This window comes from Laspinema olomoucense D3b, from assembly GCF_025370785.1.
Taxonomy (GTDB): Bacteria; Cyanobacteriota; Cyanobacteriia; order Cyanobacteriales; family Laspinemataceae; genus Laspinema; species Laspinema olomoucense.
Map to the genome: position 1 here is coordinate 160129 of NZ_JAMXFA010000004.1, position 20612 is coordinate 180740.

Sequence of the window (20612 nt, forward strand, 5' to 3'; positions counted from 1 at the left end):
GGGCGATCGCTCCTCGAAATACCCTGGATGATTTACGTTCAAAAACAGTGGTCTATAGGGATTTAAGCACCTGGATTATCATGACTCTTTCCTCCGATACTGTACGCATCCTCAGCCCCTCCGTGGTCAAGCAACCGGCCAAGAATCCACATCTGACTCCCGTAAACGGCGATCGCGATCGATCCCAGTCTATTTATTTAGCAGGAACCGCTTGTCAGATTAAGTCCAATGTTTCCTTATCAACATTTACCTCCTTCCGAGTTGGGGGTCCTGCTGAATGGTACGTTGCGCCTAAACAGATAGAAGAGGTCCAAGCCTGTTTAGAATGGGCCAGGGCGGAAGGATTACCCGTCACCTTCTTGGGTGCGGGTTCTAATCTTTTAGTTAGCGATCGCGGCATTCCTGGTTTGGCGATTTCTACACGCCATCTGCGCTATAGCCGCTTTAATCCCGAAACAGGTCAAGTGACCGTTGCCGCAGGTCAGTCCCTGCCTCGTTTAGCTTGGCAAGCGGCTCAATTGGGATGGGAAGGACTAGAGTGGGCTGTCGGAATTCCCGGGACCGTCGGGGGAGCCGTCGTGATGAATGCTGGTGCTCATGGGAGTTGTGCCGCAGAGATTTTAGTGAATACTCAGGTAGTGTCCCACCGGGGAACAATTTCTGTCCTGACTCCGGAAGAGTTGGGGTATAGCTATCGCACCTCGGTCCTCCAAGGGGGCGATCGCCTGGTCACAGAGGCCACTTTTCAACTCAAACCAGGGGCAGACCCGGCGCGGGTCCAAGCGACTACCTCCGAACAACTCGAACATCGCAAATCCACCCAACCCTACCACCTGCCCAGTTGTGGCAGTGTGTTCCGCAATCCTGACGGCTCACGAGGGGCGGGATGGTTAATTGAGCAAACTGGATTGAAAGGCTACCAAATCGGCAGCGCTCAGGTGGCTGAACGTCACGCTAACTTTATTGTGAATTGTGGCGGCGCGAAAGCCAGTGATATTTTCCAGCTTATTCGGTATGTTCAAGCGCAAGTTGAGCAGAACTGGGCCGTGCTTTTAGAACCAGAAGTTCGCACGATCGGCGAGTTTCAAGGTTTGTAACCTCCCGGATTGAGAGGCGATCGCCCCCCATCTGTTCCCCGGAAAACTCGGTGATCCCCCGGGATGGGTCAATGGCATAGTGCAATTATGGCGTGGTAGTATTGCTAAGGGTAATGCCCGCGAGGGTCTGATTCTGAGCGCGACCTACTCCAGACCTTCCGTCGGATCAGGTCAAGCGGTAGGAGACAACGGTTAACCCGATTGACTTCTAAGCTCTCCCTTCCCTTTGAGATGGCTTGAGAGAATATCCGTTAGAGCGCCAGAGCTTCAGACCTTGACAGTACGGTGAGGCACACCGGAACTGGCTCTTACATTAAGGGCAAAACGCTTGGAGAAAGCGGTACTTGTCTCCTAAAATAGTCTCCTATTTTAGGGTCAGTCCTCTTGAGGAACCAAGAATCCACAGCAGCGATCGCGCCGCTCAATCATGCCAACATCGATTTGAACCCATACAGAGTTAACCCGTTATGGCAGGAAAAGGACAGGGAGGATTTGGCTTCGGTCTCGGCAAAATGAAAGAGCTGACTGAAGCCTTCAAAAAAGCTCAACAAGTACAAGAAGGTGCTAAAAGGCTTCAAGAAGAATTAGATGAACTCGAAGTCATCGGCGAAGCCGGTGGTGGTTTGGTTAAAGTGGTTTTAAGCGGCAACCAAGAACCCCGTCGGGTCGAAATTTCCCCCGATGCTCTCGGCGAAGGAGCGGAAGTGGTTTCCGAACTGGTTGCCGTTGCGATGACAGATGCATATAATAAATCCACCGCAACCATGCGCGAACGGATGGAAGAATTAACAGGTGGGCTAAATCTGCCCGGTCTGTAACTGCTATAGCTTAGGCAGTCGTCTTTGTATCGAGTCTAATCCATATCAACTACTTTTCATCAAGATCTAGCTGGCTTTCTGCTGTGTCAAGTAAGCCAGCTAATTTTATTTTAGGCTTTGATTTCGGTCTGTCTGAGCGTGATCCAGTTTAAAATCTCGGTAAGATAGAAGGCGATCGCCTGTTCCATCTATTATCCTCAGTCTCTAACTGCGAATAACTCACCCATGCCCTATAAACTCTTATTTGTCTGCCTCGGGAATATCTGCCGCTCACCCGCTGCCGAAAATATTATGAACCACCAAATCGCAGGCAGAAATCTCCAGGATCAAATTATCTGTGACTCTGCTGGGACTTCAGCTTATCATGTGGGGAGTGCCCCCGATCGCCGCATGGTAGCCGCAGCCAAACAACAGGGACTCTCCTTTATTGGCGAAGCGCGCCGCTTTCATCCCGCAGACTTTCAGAACTTTGACCTGATTTTAGCAATGGATCGGGAAAACTACGCCGATATCATCTCCCTTGATCCCCAAGGTCAGTATCGCCAAAAAGTCCGCATGATGTGTGATTTCTGTCGCCATCGTTCCGAGAAAGAAGTGCCCGACCCCTATTATGGCGGTCCCGATGGATTTAACAATGTTATCAATCTGCTCACTGATGCCTGTGAAGGACTTCTGGATTATGTCGTTGAGCAGCAGAATGTTAAGGTGAGTTCCTAAGCCGTCCAGAACGTGGATTCGGACAGCCTATCATAAACCGGAAACCCAGTAGTAGGTTTGCCCGGTTTTTTTGTAAAGACCCTAATTTAATCAGATTAGCGGGACGGTGCATCTGGTTTCATTGATTTTCCTGAGCATTTTCCAACAGTCTCACCCCCCACAACAAGGTAAAGGCGATGACAGTCATCATTAGCACCATTTGGTTGGCACGTTGATAATTCTGCATTTGGACCGCATCATAAATAGCCAGGGGTAACGTTTGGGTCCGCCCGGGAATACTGCCTGCTACCATCAGAGTTGCCCCGAATTCACCTAATCCTCGGGCGATACTTAAACCAAAACCTGCCAATACTCCACGATAGGCTAAGGGTAAACTAATCAGCCATAAAACTTCCAGTTCCGATGCGCCTAAAGTGCGGGCGGCGTCTTCCAGTTCAGGATTGACAGTGGCGATCGCCACCCTGGTGGATTCCACCATTAATGGAAGTGCTACTACCGTCGAGGCGATCGCCGCAGCTTGCCAAGTAAATAATAACTGAATTCCCAAAACTTCCTGAATCGGACTGCCTCGCCCTAATATCAGCAATAGTCCATAACCCACCACACTCGGAGGCAGGACTAAGGGTAAATTTAACACGGTCGAAACCAGCAGTTGTCCCGGGAAACGGGTTCTTGCCAAAAAAATGCCTAGCCCTAACCCTAAAGTTAAGATGGCTAGGCTGGCAACTCCTATCACTTGTAATGACAAAAATAAGGGCTGCCAAATCATTTTACCGGCTCTTCTCCCGGCAGAATAAAGCCATGTTTGTGCATCAAAGGTCTACTTTTATAGCTATTAATAAACCTAGCAAATTGCTGGGCATTATCTGGATTATGTGCAGTCTTGGGGACAACTAACATTTTCTCAATCGGTTGATGTAAATTATCAGGGATTAAGCTCCATTGACCTGGACGATTCAGGCTGAGCGACAAGGCAACGATCGCCACATCTACATTGCCTGATTCTGCATATTGCTGAGTTTGTCTAATGTTTTCCCCTAATACTAACTTTGGCTGAAGTTCTTCCCAAATTCCTATAGATTCCAAGGCTTGTTTGGCCGCAATTCCGTAGGGGGCGTGGTCTGGATTGGCAATGGCAACTCGTTCAATTTCTGCCCGGGTTAAATCCTGAAGTTCTTTGATCTGAAGGGAGCTATCTTCCCGATGCCACAGCGTAATTCGTCCCACCCCGTATAATGCCTTTGTTTCAGAAAAAACTAGCTGCTTTTTGTCTAAATCTTCAATAGATTTTGTATCGGCTGCCACAAATAAATCAACAGGCGCACCTCGCTCAATTTGCTGTGCAAGTTGCCCTGTAGAACCCAAGTTAATGATCACCTTATTTCCCGTTTCCTGTTCCCACAGCTTGGCGATCGGGGGTAAGACTTGATTCAAACTTGCCGCTGCCGAAACGGTTAGGGTCACAGAGGCAGAGGATGAGCTAGGCGGCTGGGTCCCCGGAGATCTCCCACAAGCTACCAGCAGCAGGAGTAGGGCATACACCACATACCTGAGAGGTTTTCGCCCATGTTGTCCCATAGTTGTTGCGTTTGACCTGATTTTGCATCCTGCTATTATACTGGCATTCTGCTAAAATACTTGCACAATCAGGGGTCTGGGACGACTTGACCCTTCCTTGCCTAGCTGCAATCTCCACCCTGGTAAATGCGATGCCCCCCTATAGGGCAGATTCTCCGCTAAAATCAACAGGACTGCTTCTTCTCACAAAAAAACAAAAACAAGGTAATTTATGGACATACAAGCCGCCGTTGCTTGGCAAGCCGGTGGACCTCTAAGTTTAGAAACCGTACAACTTGAGGGTCCCAAAGCCGGAGAAGTTATGGTGGAAATCAAAGCGACCGGCGTTTGTCATACCGATGCCTATACTCTATCTGGAGCAGACCCAGAGGGACTGTTTCCGGCTATCCTGGGTCATGAAGGGGCTGGAGTTGTGGTGGAAGTCGGCGATGAAGTCAAAAGTCTGAAAGTAGGCGATCGCGTCATTCCCCTCTATACCCCGGAATGTCGTCAATGCAAATACTGTCTCAGCAATAAAACCAACCTCTGTCAAGCCATCCGAGCCACCCAAGGCAAAGGAGTCATGCCTGATGGCACCAGTCGCTTCTCCCTCAACGGCGAAAAAATCCATCACTACATGGGAACCTCCACCTTTGCTAACTTCACCGTTCTGCCAGAAATCGCCGTCGCCAAAATCCGGGATGATGCCCCCTTCGAGAAAGTCTGTCTGATTGGTTGTGGAGTCACAACCGGCATCGGCGCAGTCATCAACACCGCCAAAGTCGAACCGGGGTCAAATGTCGTCGTTTTTGGATTAGGCGGAATTGGACTGAACGTGATTCAAGCAGCGCGTTTAGTGGGAGCCAACCAAATTATCGGCATTGACCTCAATCCGGCCAAACGGCCCCTCGCTGAAAAATTTGGCATGACTCATTTTATCAATCCCAACGATGTAGAAGACGTTGTTGCAGCCATCATCGACCTCACCGATGGCGGTGCCGACTATAGCTTTGAATGTATCGGCAACGTCAACGTGATGCGTCAGGCCCTCGAATGCTGTCATAAAGGCTGGGGCGAATCTGTAATCATTGGCGTCGCAGGGGCGGGCCAAGAAATTAGGACCCGTCCCTTCCAACTCGTCACCGGACGGGTTTGGCGAGGAACCGCCTTTGGTGGAGCCAAAGGTCGCCGGGATGTACCTAAAATCGTCGATTGGTACATGGATGGTAAAATCGACATCGATAGTCTGGTCTCCCATATCATCCCCGTCAATCGTATCAACGAGGCTTTTGACCTGATGCATACCGGGGAAGCCATTCGCACCGTTGTCACCTTCCCCGAATCATGACCCTTACCCTAAATCAGCAGAGTCGTTCCTTTGGTGGAACTACCCAGTTTTATCAGCATTCCTCCCAATGCTGCAACGCTCCAATGCGGTTCTCAGTTTATATTCCGCCCCAAGCAGCCCAGCAGCCGGTTCCCATTCTGTATTGGCTATCGGGGTTAACTTGTACGGAAGAGAACTTTATTACTAAGGCTGGGGCGCAACGTCTAGCCGCCCAATATGGCTTGCTGTTAGTCGCCCCGGATACCAGCCCCCGCAATCTGGGACTTCCGGGAGAACAGGACCGCTGGGATTTTGGGAGTGGGGCCAGCTTCTATGTCGATGCGACGGAATTTCCCTGGGCTAAACATTATCAGATGTACCGCTATGTCACAGAGGAACTTCCCCTCCTGATTGAGGAGAATTTTCCAGTGGATCCGACTCGGCAGAGTATTTTCGGTCATTCGATGGGGGGACATGGGGCGCTGATCTGTGCCTTACGCCATCCCTCCCGTTATCAGTCGGTCTCCGCCTTCGCCCCCATTACCGCCCCCATGTCTTGTCCTTGGGGGGAAACGGCATTTCGGGGCTATTTGGGGGAAAATCGTCAAACTTGGTCTGCCTATGATGCAAGTGAGTTAGTGAAGACTTCGGCTTGGCGGCGTCCGATTTTGGTTGACCAAGGGGACGCAGATTCGTTTTTGGCCCAAGGTCAGTTATTACCGGAACGGTTTGAGACAGCTTGTCAGCAGGCTGGGATTGACCTTCGGTTACGGATGCAGCCCGGGTACGATCATAGTTACTACTTTATTGCCAGTTTCATCGATGACCATCTCCGCCATCATGGGGAGGCGTTAGGTTGTGTTTAGGGTAGTTATAAATATGTAATAGACCTCTTGCAAAAATCCGGATTGATCCCCCCAAATCTCCCTTCTTAACGCCACTCGGCTTAAGATAATTTTGCAAGAGGTCTAATGATGCGGCAAGATTACTGATAGAAACTTAGTGCTAAAGACTTAGGCGCGTCTGCGGCTTCGGTGAAGGGTAGCCTGCCTCAGCGCCAGAGTGAACGTTTTAATAATACCTTAAGACAGGGAATTTATAGAGGGGTTAGAAAAACTTTATAATTTTCTAAAAAATTAGACATTCATATTCGGGCTTTATTGTATTTTATTCAGGATTATAACCAATCCTTAACTATTTAGGACTACGCCGAAGTTTTGTCTGACATTCAAGAGGGACGATTTCCACCCCAGGAAGCGATTGCCCTGGGGGATTTTGTTTGTTTTTGTATTGACTGAATTTTATCTTTATACCCCCAAGCTGATGTGTCTGAAATTAAGTTAGAACAAAGAACCCTTTAAACTAAGTGATGCTCGATCGCAAACCGCAAAAGTCCAGCGCGATTACTGGTTTCGGTTTTTCGCAACAGCGCGCTCACATATTTTTCCACCGTGCGCGGACTCAAGTGGAGGCGATCGCCAATTTGAGCATTAGAAAGACCTTCCGCCAGTAAATCTAAAACATCTCGTTCTCGGGGCGTTAAAGGAATCGTAAACGCTGACTCTTGTGCCGTTAATGCCGTTGCTTTATCTGCCGGGGATACAGGCTTATTCCCCTCCCTTGGAGGGGTGGCCCGAAGGGACGGGGTGGTCTCAACGGGCGATTTGAGGTTGGCTTCTCCAGCGGGAGAGAGGGAGTCATCAGAATTAAATCGCCACTGGGACTGGATAAGCTGCGATCGCTCCAACAGATTGCGAATGACAGCACCGAGTTCATCCAAATCAAACGGCTTCGGTAAATACAAATCGCAGCCGAGTTTATACCCTAAAATCCGTTCCGGGGTACTGGTACGTGCGGTTAAAAAAATCACAGGTAACAACCGTAAAGCCGGTTTTTTGCGGACGCGCTTCACCAGTTCATACCCATCCATCTCGGGCATGATGATATCCGTTACCAGTAAATGAGGTTGAAATTCATCTACTTTTAATAGACCCTCTTGACCATTCTGAGCGGCGATCGCAGAGTAACCGCACTGCTCCAAATAATGGCAGATAGACAGACGAATAGCGGGATCGTCATCAACAATCAGAATCGTCAAGGGCATGGGGTCTAAAGGGGGAACAGAACAAGTATAGACGCCACCGAGTAGCGTCTATACTTCTAGCGTAGGTCAAATCCAGAGTCAGGCCAACTCGATTTAACGAGCCGAGACACTTAAGCTGGCAGGTTGGGCCAAATTACCCGATAGAGTCACTTGCCGTCCATTGGCATGGAGATGGCGCAGGATTTTATAAATCATTTCAATGCGATCGCTCGCATCCGCTTTCTGGGCCAACTCCTCTAGGGATAACGGTTTCCCTTCCGCTGCAATCACCTCCATAATTCGGGTTTGAAGGTCGAGAATCTCAGAAGCTGCCTTTTTACCCGCTTCCACACCCGGTTGGTGATAGGCATTGACGTTAATCAACGAGGCATATAAACCCACCGCGCGATCGTACAGCGCAATCAAAGCCCCAACGGTGCGGGGATTAACCTGGGGAATCGTCACCGAAATGGAATCGCGCTGATTGTCATAAATCGCCTCCCGAGTTCCATACAAAAACCCTAACAAATAATCTCCCGTGGTGATTCCCGGGCCTACATCTGGGGAATGGCCCTGCCGGTCTTCTAAAACCTCAATAAACGTTAGGAAGAAATTCGGCACCCCCTCGCGCAGTTGTTGAACGTAAGCGTGCTGATCCGTAGACCCCTTATTTCCGTAAACCGCAATCCCCTGATAAACCGTATTCCCGGCTAAATCTTTCTCCTTACCCAGGGATTCCATGACCAACTGTTGCAGATAGCGGCTAAACAGCAACAGGCTGTCTTTGTAAGGCAGCACCACCATATCTTTTTCCCCCCGTCCATTGCCTGCAAAGTACCAGGAGAGGGCCAGCAATGCAGCGGGATTGCCCTTGAGGTCCGGTTGGCGAGTGGCTTCATCCATTTCTTTGGCCCCAGCCAGCATCCCTTGAATATCAATCCCCTGCAAAGCAGCCGGAACTAACCCCACCCCAGAGAGTTCCGAGGTGCGTCCTCCAACCCAGTCATGCATGGGGAAAGTATCAATCCAGCCTTCCTGATGGGCTTGTTTTTCCAGGGCGCTATCATGGCCGGTAATGGCAACAGCATGACGGGGAAAGTTAAGATTCATGCTCTCAAAGGCTTTTTGCACCTCAATCATGCCGTTGCGGGTATCTGGGGTCGTACCGGATTTAGAGATCACCAGGACCAGAGTGGTGGGCAGATGGTCTTTGATGTGATTTAACAAGGCATCGATCCCTGCGGGGTCGGTGTTGTCAATGAAGTGAATCCCCAGGGGTGCAGATTCGGGGGCCAGGGCTGTGGAGACAAATTGCGGACCGAGGGCCGATCCCCCAATGCCGATGGAGAGAATGTCTGTAAATTTGGAAGCGTTGGGAGGGTGGACTGTCCCGTTATGAACTTTTTGGGCAAAGTCCTCGATATGGCTGAGGTTTTCGAGGATTTCTTGTTTGAGTTCGGGGGTGGGTGCAATGTCAGGATTTCGTAACCAATAGTGACCGACCATCCGGCCTTCATCGGGATTGGCGACTGCCCCGGCTTCTAGGGCCTTCATCTCCTCGAAGGCTTGAGCAAACTTCGGTTTCATCGATTCGACAAAGGTCTCATCGAATCTCATTCGACTGATATCCAGGTACAGTCCTAGCCCTTCATGATAATAGAGCCAGTCCTGATATCGTTTCCAGAGTGAGCGAGCATCCATAACAACTCTCTACTTATCTTTGTTTCACCACACACAAGTGTACCGATATCAGTGGAAGCAGACTCAGGATGCGGATACAATTAGAGCCTTTCAGTGGTTAACCTGAACTAGGATATACCGCCACTCCCTGGATGACTTCCCTGGAAAGCTTAGGGTTCGTTCAAGTCTGGCAGAGGGAGAATCCGTAAAAACTTGACAAAATGACCAATAACTTGTATAGCCACCAAATAGTTATCCAGCCTAAACCGATAAAAAATAGGATGAGACCCGAGTTGGTGTAACTCCGGCAACTCGTGAATGCGTTCAATCTGCATAAATTTGAAAAAGACAAAATCGTACACCCGCTCGAAACTAGCTCGGTCTAACTGCCGAAGATCGAGAAGGAAAGACCGACTATAACGTGCTTCAAGAATCACAGGCCCAATCTATTCCCCCTGAATCTAAATGTTCACTTAAAGATAGGTCGCTCATCACCATCATAGCGATCGCAAATATCGTAAGGCTTCCTCACGAGTGAAGCTATCCCCAGGCTTCAGGCTGCGGTTCGCTTGCTGAATGAAGCGAAGCACATACAGATCATAATAAAGACTTTCTACCACAGCACCGACCTGTTGCAAATCATCATCTGGAAGCAACTCTACCTCTTCATAGAGTTGCACGAGCAAACTTCTAACTCTTTTTTTGAGCAGTTTCATGAATCCCTCCAAGGTTTGAGTCAGCGATTTTTGTCAGTGTAGCGGACTGGGCTAAATTTCCCACAAACCCTTAATCCCCTTAATTCACCGCAGGTAACGTCATGTCTTCCACCGGACGAATAATGGGGTCCGTGGGTTGTTCTTCTCCCTGGAAAACAGCCTTGAGGGCGAGTTCCAGGGTTTCTGCCATAACGATGCGGTTCTCATAGGCGACAATCACCCGGGCTAAAATAGGCAAACTATTTTCTTCTGCCTCAATATAAAGCGGTTCGACATACAGCAGCGATCGCTCAATGGGAATCACCAACAAATTCCCCTGAAGGGCCTGAGACCCCTGGCGGTTCCACAGGGAAATCTGTTGAGAAATCACCGGATCTTGGTTAATTCTGGCTTCAATTTGCTCGGGACCATAAACCAACTGTTGTTTCGGGAACTGGTACAGCAGTAAATTCCCATAATTAATGCCATCTGCTCGCCCCCCCATCCAGCCTATTAAATTGTTGCGACTCATGGGCGTAAACAGGTTCAACAAAATAAATTCTTCTGAGACTTCCGTGGGCAATTTCATAATCAAATAATAAGGCTCAACCACTTGCTGCTTGCTGCCATAAATCTCATTCGGCACCCGCCATTGGTCTTCCCGGTTATAAAAGACTTTCGGATCGGTCATGTGGTACGTCAGTAGTCGTTCTGATTGCACCTCAAAAAAGTCCTGGGGATAGCGAATATGGCTGCGGAGGGCCACGGGCATGGCATCTAAGGGTTGGAGCAAATTGGGGAAAATCTCTTGCCAACTCTGAACCAGGGGGTCCGAGGGGTCAGCTATGTACAATTTGACCTTGCCATTATAGGCATCTACCACGACCTTAACCGAGTTGCGGATGTAGTTAAATTCCTGAGAAGTCGGTTCAGAATAAGGATAGCGATCGCTGATAGTATAGGCGTCAATAATCCAGTAGAGATAATTATCACTTTCTGGAAACTGTTGTTCCGCAGGCGTGATTCCCGACTCATATAAGCGCGTATTAGCCACTACCAGATAGGGATCACTATCAAACTCCAAAAACGGGGCGATCGCCCGAATCCGGTCCTTAATATTGCGCCGAAATAAAACTTTCGTCTCGGGGGTAAAATTGTCCGTGAACAACATCTGCCAGTTGTTCAGGTATTTGGCAAAGATTAACCGCCGCCACCAAGAGCCAATCCCCACCCCCCCGGCCCCTTCATAACTATTATAAACATTCTCATCCCCCTGGGGATAATCTAACTCCGGCACCTTACTTGGTGCCATCACTGCGGTATCAGTGAGTTCCCCATAGTAAATCCGGGGATGTCCGATGGGAATGCTGGTGCGAATCAGCTCATTTGCTATCCCTAATGTGCCATCGTTGGCCGTTTCCTGCACCGTTTGGCGTTCCATGCCAATATCGCGAACGAAGTAGTCCGGCAATCCCCCGGGACCCACCGTATTCACGGGACTCAAGGTAAACCCATAACCGTGGGTATAAACTAAGTGTTTGTTAACCCAGGTTTGAGCTTCTGTAGGAACGCCGCTATAGTCCAGTTCCCGGGCTGAGATCAGGACCTGTTGCCGTTCGGTGACAGATTTCTGCGATTCTGGGTCGGTTTTTCGCAGGGTGTAACGATCGATATCTGCATCCGGAAATTTGTAATAGAGCCGAATTTGTTGGAGTTGGCGATTAGTTTGCAGCAGAGGGCGCGTATCCCAGAGGCGGATATTATTAATGGTGAGGTCATTGGCGAGGAGATCCTCAAAGGTTAGGGCATTTTCAGGGTTGAAAAGTTGGACATCAATGCGATCGAGGCCGAACCCCTGGCGGGTGAAGGCGATACTGCGCTCGATGTAAGGACGCTCCCGTTCGATTTCGTTGGGTTGGACGATCAAGCGTTGCACAGCGAAAGGCAGCAGGGCTCCGGCGATCGCCACCAGTGCCACATAGAGTCCCAAGGACTGTTTGAGCCGTTTAAAGTGATGTGGTTCTAGTTTACGAAAGGTCAGATAGAGCAAGAAAATGGCCAGTGCCCCGGATAAGAGGGCTAAGCCCCCATAGCTCCAGACCTCTACATTGGCCTGGGTATAGCCTGCACCATAAATCACAGCATTGCTGGTATAGAGCAATTCATAGCGTAATAGTGCATACCGCAAGGCGATCGCCCCCATCAGTGCCGCACCCAATCCATAAAGGTGACGCAATTGCCCCTCGGAAAAGCCGGGAAACTTCCCTTCGCTGATACTATTTCCCGAGACTAAATAGAGGATGGTGACTGCGGCGAAGAGGAAAAAAAGCACTCCCATTAGCCAAAATTGTAGGAGTTCCCAAATGGGCAAGTTAAAGATATAAAAGCTTATATCCCGATTAAAAACAGGTTCGGTAATATTAAAGGCGATCGGGTGGAAAAACAGCAGCACTTTTGCCCACTGACCCGAGAAGACTAGACCGAAGAAAAGGCTTAAGACAGCGGCGATCGCATAGAGTAAGCGAGGTTCCACAACGATCGCCAAGGTAAACAGCAACAACAGGGCAATTTGCCACCAGTCTGTGGTCATTTGCTGTAAGATTTCCTGGCTGGATTGGAGTCCAAATCCCAGGGGCACTGAGGGTGAGTTCAAGAGTAACCAGGAACCGGGATGCCAATAATCCACCACAACCTGAGCGTAGTAAACCAAAAGAGTGGAGATTCCCAGGGATAGGAGGATGACGAGGGCCAGCAGGGATTCTAAGTTGAGGGCAGTATAGGAATTGGGACTCGGGAGGTTAGGTTGGGCAAAGGGATGGCTAATATTCCGTTTCCAGCGATCGCGCCCTCCCAGGGGTTCCGTCAGTCCCCGACTGAGGATATCTAATTTGCCGTATTTAAGATGGTTCGCCAGAAATAGATTCCCAAAAGTTAAACCTCCAGTGATTCCCAGTCCTAACACCAGCAATACTAAGCGGGTAAGTAGGCGGACCCAAAAGACTCGTTCGTAGTCCAGTTCCTCAAACCACAGACTTTCGGCACTCAAAAAAGTAAAGAGTTCTATCCCCATCCATACGCCTAATCCGGCTACGATCCATTGAAAGGCGCGTTTTCCTAACCCTTTAAGCATGAATTTTAGAGTTTAGAGTTTAGATATAGCTGTCATTGTAGAATTATCAGTCAGGGAATGGCGATCGCTCCTCTTCCTCATACCCTTAATTTGCATAATTTTTAAACTCCTAGTATCCTCCCTCTGCCCTGATCTGCACTCTTAAATCCCCCCTTGGAAAGGGGGGTTGGGGGGAACTCCCCAATTCGATTTTATTTTGGGGAGTTCCCTTAGAGGTTTAAGCGCCTAATTTAGTATAAAACCCCAACAGGACTGAGGCCATCTTTAAAGTTAAACCCTAAGCATCCAAGGGAATCGCCTCTCCATTTAGGTTTCGATGTTCTTAGATTTTATAGATGGCGTCAGTCTTGCTCCGAATAATTCTAACAAAATCCCTATGCAAATTAAATGAATTAGCCGACTCTGACCGAGAAAACGACTGCTCATGCTCCTGATACGCCCCTAACCGGGCAGGGCAAATGAGAAGAAACCCGTGCCCTAACCTAGAGCATCGCTACAGAATAAGATTCCAGGGACAAGAAACCGGGGTTTTGTCCCTTCCTTTGGTGCAGAGCAAGCAGAAATTTGGGCCAAAACCCCGGTTTCTTCCCTTAACTGGACTCCCGACTAACTGTACTGTTCGCCCGATCGCGTTTCTGTCTCCAAGTTAAACAGCAAGCGGAGGGTTTCCATCGCTTGACGGCGAGCCTCAATATCTTGCTGTGCCCGCAGTTGAACCATTGGATCATGCAGGATTTTATTAACAATTCCTCGGGTGAGTGCCTCAATCACTTCTTGATGTTTTTCGGCAAATTCCGACCCTAAACGAGACAGCGCTTTTTCCAATTCCTGCTCGCGAATCGTTTCAATTTTATCGCGTAAACAGCTAATCGTGGGTACAGTTTCCAAACTGCGCCACCAGACGTCAAATGCTTCAACTTCTTCTTCCAGTAATCCCTCAGCTTCCATTGCCATTTGCCGACGGCTTTCTTGGTTTTGAGCGACAACTGCTTTCAAGTCATCCACATTAAACGAATGGACATTCGTGAGCGTATTGACATCAGAATCCACATTACGCGGCACTGAAATATCAATTAGCATGATCGAGCTATTGGGTTTTAAAATCGGTTCTAGTTTAGACCGATTTAAGATAGGTTCAGTAGAAGAGGTACTCGTAAAAACAATATCTGTTTCAGAAATTACGCTCATCATATCTGATATCAAATGCAGCTTTAATTCTGCATCCGGGAAGTGCCCAGCCAGTTCTTCCGCGCGACGTAACGTGCGATTGAGAATGGTGATTTGGGTAGCACCTTTTGAGAGTAAATGTTGAACCAAGAGTTTCGACATTTTACCAGCGCCCAGAATCGCAATGCGGTAGGGAGCGAGGTTTTGGACTTTAATTTGAGCGAGTTCCACCGCTGCGGAACTGATAGAAACCGCGCCGGTGCCGATGCTGGTTTCGGTGCGAACCCGTTTGCCTGCGGTAATGGCTTGTTTGAGGAGACGATTGAGAATGCGTCCGACCCCATTATGTTGCTGACCGAGTTTGTGAGTATTTTTAACTTGGGCTAAAATTTGGCCTTCTCCGAGGACCAAGCTATCCAAACCGGCTGCAACCCGCATCAGATGCATGACGGCATCTTCTTGTAACAAGATAAACAGATGTTGTCGTAACTTCTGAACGTTTAATTGGCCGCGTTCCGAGAGAAATTGGATAGCTTCACGAACGCCGGAGTCGGTTTCACCCGTTACGATATAAATTTCTAAACGGTTACAAGTGCTGAGAATTGCGACTTCTCGAATATTAGGATAGCTACATAAATGAGCGATCGCCTCTTTAATTTGGGTTTCGGGAATACTCAGCTTTTCTCTAATTTCTACGGGTGCTGTCTTATGGCTAAGACCTACGACTGCAATATTCATGATTTCTCCCTGGATTTTTTAGTCGTTTACGCCCTCTTGATTTTTGACAAGCGTAGCGATGAAATTCTATTTCTGGCGAACTGAATTAATCGGGTTGTCTTTATTTTTATCCTAACTGAAACCCGGGGGGGTCAGCGCAATCCGAGCGGATTGAGCAGGGGGAAGAAGCAGGGTACAGGAGGAAAAAACCTCCGGCATCGCTGCACTGAGGGCGGGTTGGGGAAGGAGAGGGAGGGAGCGGACTTTAGAGGGGTCCGCACCACCGGCAGAAGGGGTCACCCTGGCGATCGCCGGGGAAAGACTATGCTGAGCAAACAGCAGGATTCTAACCCCTGGAACGGCAGAGTTGTGAGGTCATCCTGCTTTCGTTCCTTCCTTAACCGCGCTGCGTCTGGATTAGCGCAATTGTAGGCTCTTCGGAGCGTCGAACATATGAATAGTATCGACAAAGCGAGCGGTACTCGACTGGCTAGAAATAACCAGACTGTGAGTCCGAGCGCCACCTTTGAAGAAGCGAACCCCTTGCATTAACGTTCCGGGAGTAATACCGGATGCAGCAAACAGCACCGTTTCGCCAGAGGCTAATTCTTCAGCGTTGTAAACGCGATCGGGGTCAGTGATACCCATTTCTTGCAAACGAGCGATGTTGCTTTCTTTGCTTTCGCCGATCAGTCCAGTTTTGACCACTTCGGGGTCATAAATTAGCTGACCTTGGAAGTGACCGCCTAAACAGCGCATTGCAGCAGCAGAAATCACCCCTTCAGGAGCCGCACCGATTCCCATCAGCGCGTGGATGTTGGTTCCGGAGAACGCGCAAGAAATGGCGGCAGAGACATCTCCATCGCTGATCAGACGAACTCTGGCTCCGGCGTTGCGGATTTCTTCGATTAAGCCTTTGTGACGGGGACGATCCATCACCACCACGACCAATTCCTCAATGGAGCGACTCATGCAGTCCGAGAGGATTTTCAGGTTTTCCGTGGCCGATTTATTGATGTCCACATGATTTTTGGCACAGGCGGGTGCGGCGAGCTTCTTCATGTAGAAGTCCGGTGCTCGGAACAAACCACCTTTTTCGGCAATGGCGAGAACCGCCATCGAACCGTTTTGTCCGTAAGCGACCAAGTTGGTGCCTTCACAGGGGTCAACGGCGATATCAATTTCAATCAGTTGTTCGGGGTCGCAGAATTGTTTGGCATTCTCCTGGGTGCAGATGCCAACTTCTTCCCCGATGTACAACATGGGAGCTTCATCGCGCTCGCCTTCGCCGATCACGATGCGGCCTCGCATATGAATGCGGTTCATGCGTTCGCGCATCGCTTCTACCGCCACATGGTCAGCGGTATTTTTGTCGCCTTTACCCATCCAACGAGCCGAAGCGATCGCGGCTTGTTCGACGACTTCAATAATCTCTAAACCGATTACACTATCCACGGAATTTTCCTCCCAACTGCCTATCAGCAGCCTTTTCTCTGGCTACAACCGTCTAAAAGTCTATCAGAGGACGGATACCCATAGCGATCGCGTTTAACTCAGTTTTTGTTAAGTTTTGCTGCTAGGGCTGGGATTGTTATTGGTTATTGGTCATTTGTTATTGGTCATTTGTCATTGGTCATTGGTTATTGGTTATACGGCCAAGGACGAAGGACCAAGGACCGATGACCAACGACAAGCGGGTAATCTGGAAGAGGGAGGGTGAAGAAATGCCTGGACTCCCCCGAGGAACGGGAAAATCCGTGGGTCTAAGGAAATGATCGGCTATGATCACACCCAGCACGATGGATAGCCAGCAGGCAGAACGCCTTACCCTTGCCGAATCGTGATGCTTTGGTCTGATTTAAAATACTTTTACGATGCAAAACAAGATGGATGTCGAGGGGTTGGAAATCGAATGGCGATCGCCACTAGAACCGTCTAGTCTGGTAAATGCCTCTGGGCTGTGGCCTCTCTCCACTGAAGCGGCAGGCACCGGATTCGATGCTGAGTTTTATTTGAATGCTTATCCCGATGTGGCTCAGGCGGTAGGGACTGGCGAGTTTGAGAGTGGGTGGCAACATTGGCTGCTCTATGGTCAGCCAGAAGGACGGTTGCCGGTAAGCGGAGCTATGCCGCAGGCAATCGCCCCAGGGGAATCAGTTTCACCGGAAGATCCTCCCGGGGACCCCTTGATTGGAGAACAGGTCCCCAACTTAAGCCAGTTACCGTTAAGTTTTATTCCCAATGCGGGGCAATTTGACCCCACGGTGAATTTTTCCGTCCGAGGGGCTTCTCATGCAATTTTCTTTACCCCAGATGAGGTGGTGTTCACCGCAGCAGCACAACCGGACCCAGAATCTGATGAGGTGCAATCTTCCGTGGTGCGCCTAGAGTTTGTCGGGGCGAATGGCAATCCGGTGATAGAAGGAATAGAACCCCTGCCCGGATTGGCGAATTTCTTATCCGGGTCCGATGGGTCCACTTGGTCGGGGAATGTTCCCACTTACCAAGGAATTGCCTATCGGGACCTTTATGACGGGATTGATTTAGTCTATCGCGGCACCGAAGGGGCGCTGAAACGGGAATTTGTGGTAGACCCGGGAGCGGATCCGGGGCAAATTCGGTTGGACTATAGCGGAATTGAGGCAGTCGCCCTGCGGGAGGGGGCGCTGGTGCTGCAAACGGCCTTGGGTGAGTTAATCGAGGGCGCACCAATTATTTATCAGGATATTGAAGGCAGTCGCGTGGCGGTGGCGGGTGAGTATGAATTACTTGGGGATGGCCAAGTTGGATTTGAGTTAGGCGCTTATGACCCCAACTATGCCTTAATTATTGACCCAACCCTGCAATATTCCAGCTATTTGGGCGGGACCCTGCAAGACCAAGGGGATGCGATCGCCTTGGATGCCCAAGGAAATATCTATATCGCCGGAAGAACCATTTCCACAGACTTTCCCACAAGGATTCCCTTACAATCGACGATTAGTAATCCCGAGTCCTTCAAATTTGATGCTTTTATTACCAAGATTGCTCCCGATGGGGCCAGCGCCTTCTACTCAACTTATTTAGGAGGTCGGGACAACGATCGCGCCTTAGATGTGGCCATTGATAGTCGCGGCAGCGCCTTTGTGGTAGGACAAACCAGTTCAGATAATTTCCCCGTCACCGTGGGAGCAGCCCAGACGGCATTTAATGGGGAAACAGATGGATTTATTGTCAAGCTGACGGCTAATGGAGGATTTATCGAAACCGGGACCTATTTTGGAGGCGCGGGATCGGATTCGGTGAATAGTATTACCCTCGATAATGAGGGGAATTTTTATGTGACTGGCCAAACCTTTTCCGAAAATTTTCCGATGCAGGGTGCGGTGCAAAATACCATTGGTGCGAATGGGTCTGATGTGTTGGTGGCGAAGTTTAACCCCCTCGGAGGGCTGCTTTATTCCACGTTCCTGGGTGGATTCGGGAATGATGTGGGACAGGCGATCGCGGTGGATGGGAACCAGAATATCTATGTCACGGGACAAGCGAGCTCGGATAACTTTCCCCTGGTGTCGGAGTTGCAGCGGCGGTATCGAGGGGGTGGGGATGCGTTTGTTACGAAAATTAGTAGTGATGGCAGTCAGTTAATTTACTCCACCTATTTAGGGGGACGAGATAGTGATATTGGGAATGCGATCGCCGTGGATGCGGCAGGTCACGTTTATATTGCCGGAAGCACCGGAGTCCCCCGAGATGGTCAACCTGGGGCGGTGATTCCCGTGGGCGATTTCCCCAAGGTTAATCCCCTTCAAGCGCAGTTAAATGGCTTATCCGAGGCTTTTGTGACCAAGTTGGCACCGGATGGAAAAAGTTTGATTTATTCCACCTTCCTCGGTGGCAGTGGGTTTGAGGAGGGGAATGATATGGCGATCGATAATCGCGGAAATGTCTATTTGACCGGAGAAACCACCTCCTCTGATTTACCCCAGGTTGCGCCGATTCAGCCCGGATTTGGGGGGAATGGGGATGCGTTTGTGGGGAAAATTCTCGCCGATGGGAGGACGATTGATTACTTGACCTATCTCGGCGGGAATGGGTTTGAGTCGGGGAATGCGATCGCGGTGAATCCGGTGGGAACGGCGTTTGTAACGGGTCAAAGTGCGTCGGCGAATTTCGCCACAGTCAATCCGTTGCCGAATGCGGCAGGGGGAGTCCAAGGGGATGCCTTTGTGGTGGCGATCGCCCAACCCATCAACCCCACGCAACCGATTGTTGTCCCTGTAGGAGCACCGGCCCCGGATCCGGGTTCTTTACCGGGTCCTGGGGGTGCCGAACCCTTCCCCCCTGCGCCAGCACCCACGGAACCCCCTGCGCCACCGCCACCGCCACCGCGTTTTGAAAACTTCATTCAGTCGGTGACGGAACGAGGTCTCAATCCGCTGACGCTGTATTTTAATGAGGCGGCCTATTTAGCTCAAAATCCTGGAGTAGCTGAAGCTGTCGCTGCCGGGAATTTGCCCAGTGGGTTAGAACATTATTTGCGGTTTGGCCGAGATGAGGGCCGTCCAGCAGCAACCCAGTTTTTCAATGAAGGGGAGTATTTGGCCCAGAACCCTGATGTTGCTCTTGCTGTAGGGACGGGTCAGATTGGGAGTGGATTTGAACATTTCGTGCAGACGGGATTTTTTGAAGGGCGCGATCGCAATGCCAAGCTGTTTTTAGAAAGTTTCTACCTCCGCCAAAATCCCGATGTTGCCGAAGCGGTGGCCGCAGGGATTTTTAATAGTGGTTACAGTCACTATCTGCAATCCGGTCAATTTGAGCGGCGCAACCCCAATCCGGCGTTTGATGAAACGTTTTATCTGACTCAAAATCCTGACGTTGCGGCGATCGTTGCTGCCGGGGGTTTCGTGAGTGGATTCCAGCATTTCCTCGAACAGGGCGAAATCCAGGGTCGTTCACCTAGCCCCCTATTCAGCGAGTCGGCTTATTTGTTCCGGAATATAGATGTGGCCCGGGCCCTGAGTCGCGGGGCCTTCAGCAGTGCGTTTGAGCATTTTGTCCTGTTCGGTTTACAGGAAGGACGGGTAGCGACTCCGTGATCAGGTGATATCTGTCTCCCCATTCCCTCCGAGGGAAGGGGGGAATGGGGGTTAGGTCTTTCCGGCGAATTCCCTGTGCCTGGGGGCGGGTGAGGTAGGGTTTTTTCCCAATCTGATGAGGGAAACGGTGCGGTTTTCCCTCCTTGTCTTCACTGCCGATGGGTTAGTACGTTATTCTGAATAGGAATGCTTCAAAATCCTAGAATTGACTGCCAAAATTTACGATCGCTGAATTAAAGGAGAGCGCCGTGTCAGTAGAAACCATTGAAAAGACTTCAACGGTTCGGAAAATAGCACCGCGTTATCGAGTTTTACTACATAATGATGACTTTAACTCGATGGAACACGTGGTGCAAACGTTAATGCAGACCGTGCCGAGTTTGACTCAGCCTCAAGCGGTTAGCATTATGATGGAAGCCCACAGCAATGGAATTGCTTTGGTGATTACCTGCGCCCTGGAACACGCGGAGTTTTACTGCGAAACTCTCAAAAATCATGGGTTGACCAGTACCATCGAACCGGACGAATAGGGAAAAGGGAATC

The 20612-nt window shown here is 49.8% G+C and carries 16 protein-coding genes; 7 read left to right on the forward strand and 9 right to left on the reverse strand.

The window, feature by feature from the left end:
- The first annotated feature begins 80 nt into the window (after positions 1-80).
- The 3 genes from murB to NG792_RS04315 all read left to right on the forward strand — a co-directional run bounded on the left by murB (position 81) and on the right by NG792_RS04315 (position 2632).
- On the forward strand, positions 81-1097 hold the full coding sequence (gene murB / locus NG792_RS04305; protein ID WP_261234659.1) for a UDP-N-acetylmuramate dehydrogenase: 1017 nt from the start codon (positions 81-83) through the stop codon (positions 1095-1097).
- Between the two features lie 467 nt (positions 1098-1564).
- A complete protein-coding gene (locus NG792_RS04310; RefSeq protein WP_261199494.1) occupies positions 1565-1915 on the forward strand; it encodes a YbaB/EbfC family nucleoid-associated protein in 351 nt (116 codons plus the stop codon).
- Positions 1916-2140: 225 nt separating this feature from the next.
- Complete coding sequence (locus NG792_RS04315) at positions 2141-2632, forward strand: low molecular weight protein-tyrosine-phosphatase (RefSeq protein WP_261199495.1); 492 nt, start codon at positions 2141-2143, stop codon at positions 2630-2632.
- A 118-nt stretch (positions 2633-2750) separates the two neighbouring features.
- Here the strand turns inward: NG792_RS04315 and modB are convergent, their stop codons facing one another.
- On the reverse strand, positions 2751-3401 hold the full coding sequence (gene modB / locus NG792_RS04320; RefSeq protein WP_261199496.1) for a molybdate ABC transporter permease subunit: 651 nt from the start codon (positions 3399-3401) through the stop codon (positions 2751-2753).
- Positions 3398-4210: a molybdate ABC transporter substrate-binding protein gene (gene modA / locus NG792_RS04325; RefSeq protein WP_261234660.1), complete on the reverse strand. Its 813-nt coding sequence runs from the start codon at positions 4208-4210 to the stop codon at positions 3398-3400. The genes modB and modA overlap by 4 nt, the downstream gene beginning before the upstream one ends.
- 211 nt (positions 4211-4421) lie before the next feature.
- Between modA and NG792_RS04330 the strand changes: the two genes are divergently transcribed.
- Both NG792_RS04330 and fghA read left to right on the forward strand, forming a co-directional pair.
- Positions 4422-5537 carry an S-(hydroxymethyl)glutathione dehydrogenase/class III alcohol dehydrogenase gene (locus tag NG792_RS04330; protein WP_261234661.1) on the forward strand — a complete coding sequence of 372 codons (1116 nt, stop codon included), beginning with the start codon at positions 4422-4424 and terminating at the stop codon, positions 5535-5537.
- Complete coding sequence (fghA, locus tag NG792_RS04335; RefSeq protein WP_261234662.1) at positions 5534-6382, forward strand: S-formylglutathione hydrolase; 849 nt, start codon at positions 5534-5536, stop codon at positions 6380-6382. The genes NG792_RS04330 and fghA overlap by 4 nt, the downstream gene beginning before the upstream one ends.
- A gap of 491 nt (positions 6383-6873) precedes the next feature.
- Here fghA and NG792_RS04340 read toward each other — a convergent pair whose 3' ends face one another.
- The 7 genes from NG792_RS04340 to glpX form a co-directional block, all read right to left on the reverse strand.
- A complete protein-coding gene (locus NG792_RS04340; RefSeq protein WP_261199500.1) occupies positions 6874-7620 on the reverse strand; it encodes a response regulator transcription factor in 747 nt (248 codons plus the stop codon).
- 93 nt (positions 7621-7713) lie between these two features.
- On the reverse strand, positions 7714-9300 hold the full coding sequence (locus NG792_RS04345) for a glucose-6-phosphate isomerase (protein ID WP_261234663.1): 1587 nt from the start codon (positions 9298-9300) through the stop codon (positions 7714-7716).
- Between the two features lie 149 nt (positions 9301-9449).
- Positions 9450-9716 (reverse strand): cytotoxic translational repressor of toxin-antitoxin stability system, encoded by a 267-nt coding sequence (locus NG792_RS04350; protein ID WP_261199502.1) that lies wholly within the window; start codon positions 9714-9716, stop codon positions 9450-9452.
- Positions 9717-9776: 60 nt separating this feature from the next.
- Positions 9777-9995, reverse strand: coding sequence for a hypothetical protein (locus NG792_RS04355; protein WP_261199503.1), 219 nt, complete (start codon positions 9993-9995; stop codon positions 9777-9779).
- A 79-nt stretch (positions 9996-10074) separates the two neighbouring features.
- A complete protein-coding gene (locus NG792_RS04360) occupies positions 10075-13104 on the reverse strand; it encodes a UPF0182 family protein (protein ID WP_261234664.1) in 3030 nt (1009 codons plus the stop codon).
- A 606-nt stretch (positions 13105-13710) separates the two neighbouring features.
- The gene (locus NG792_RS04365; RefSeq protein ID WP_261234665.1) at positions 13711-15009 is read right to left on the reverse strand and encodes a glutamyl-tRNA reductase; all 1299 of its coding nucleotides are present in this window, start codon (positions 15007-15009) and stop codon (positions 13711-13713) included.
- Positions 15010-15405: 396 nt separating this feature from the next.
- Entirely contained in the window at positions 15406-16443 is a 1038-nt protein-coding gene (gene glpX / locus NG792_RS04370; protein ID WP_261199506.1) for a class II fructose-bisphosphatase, read from the reverse strand.
- 419 nt (positions 16444-16862) lie between these two features.
- Here glpX and NG792_RS04375 point away from each other — a divergent pair, with 419 nt between their 5' ends.
- Together NG792_RS04375 and clpS are read left to right on the forward strand one after the other, a co-directional pair.
- Entirely contained in the window at positions 16863-20069 is a 3207-nt protein-coding gene (locus tag NG792_RS04375; protein WP_261199507.1) for a DUF7948 domain-containing protein, read from the forward strand.
- 248 nt (positions 20070-20317) lie between these two features.
- The gene (gene clpS, locus NG792_RS04380; RefSeq protein WP_015146967.1) at positions 20318-20599 is read left to right on the forward strand and encodes an ATP-dependent Clp protease adapter ClpS; all 282 of its coding nucleotides are present in this window, start codon (positions 20318-20320) and stop codon (positions 20597-20599) included.
- Positions 20600-20612 lie beyond the last annotated feature (13 nt).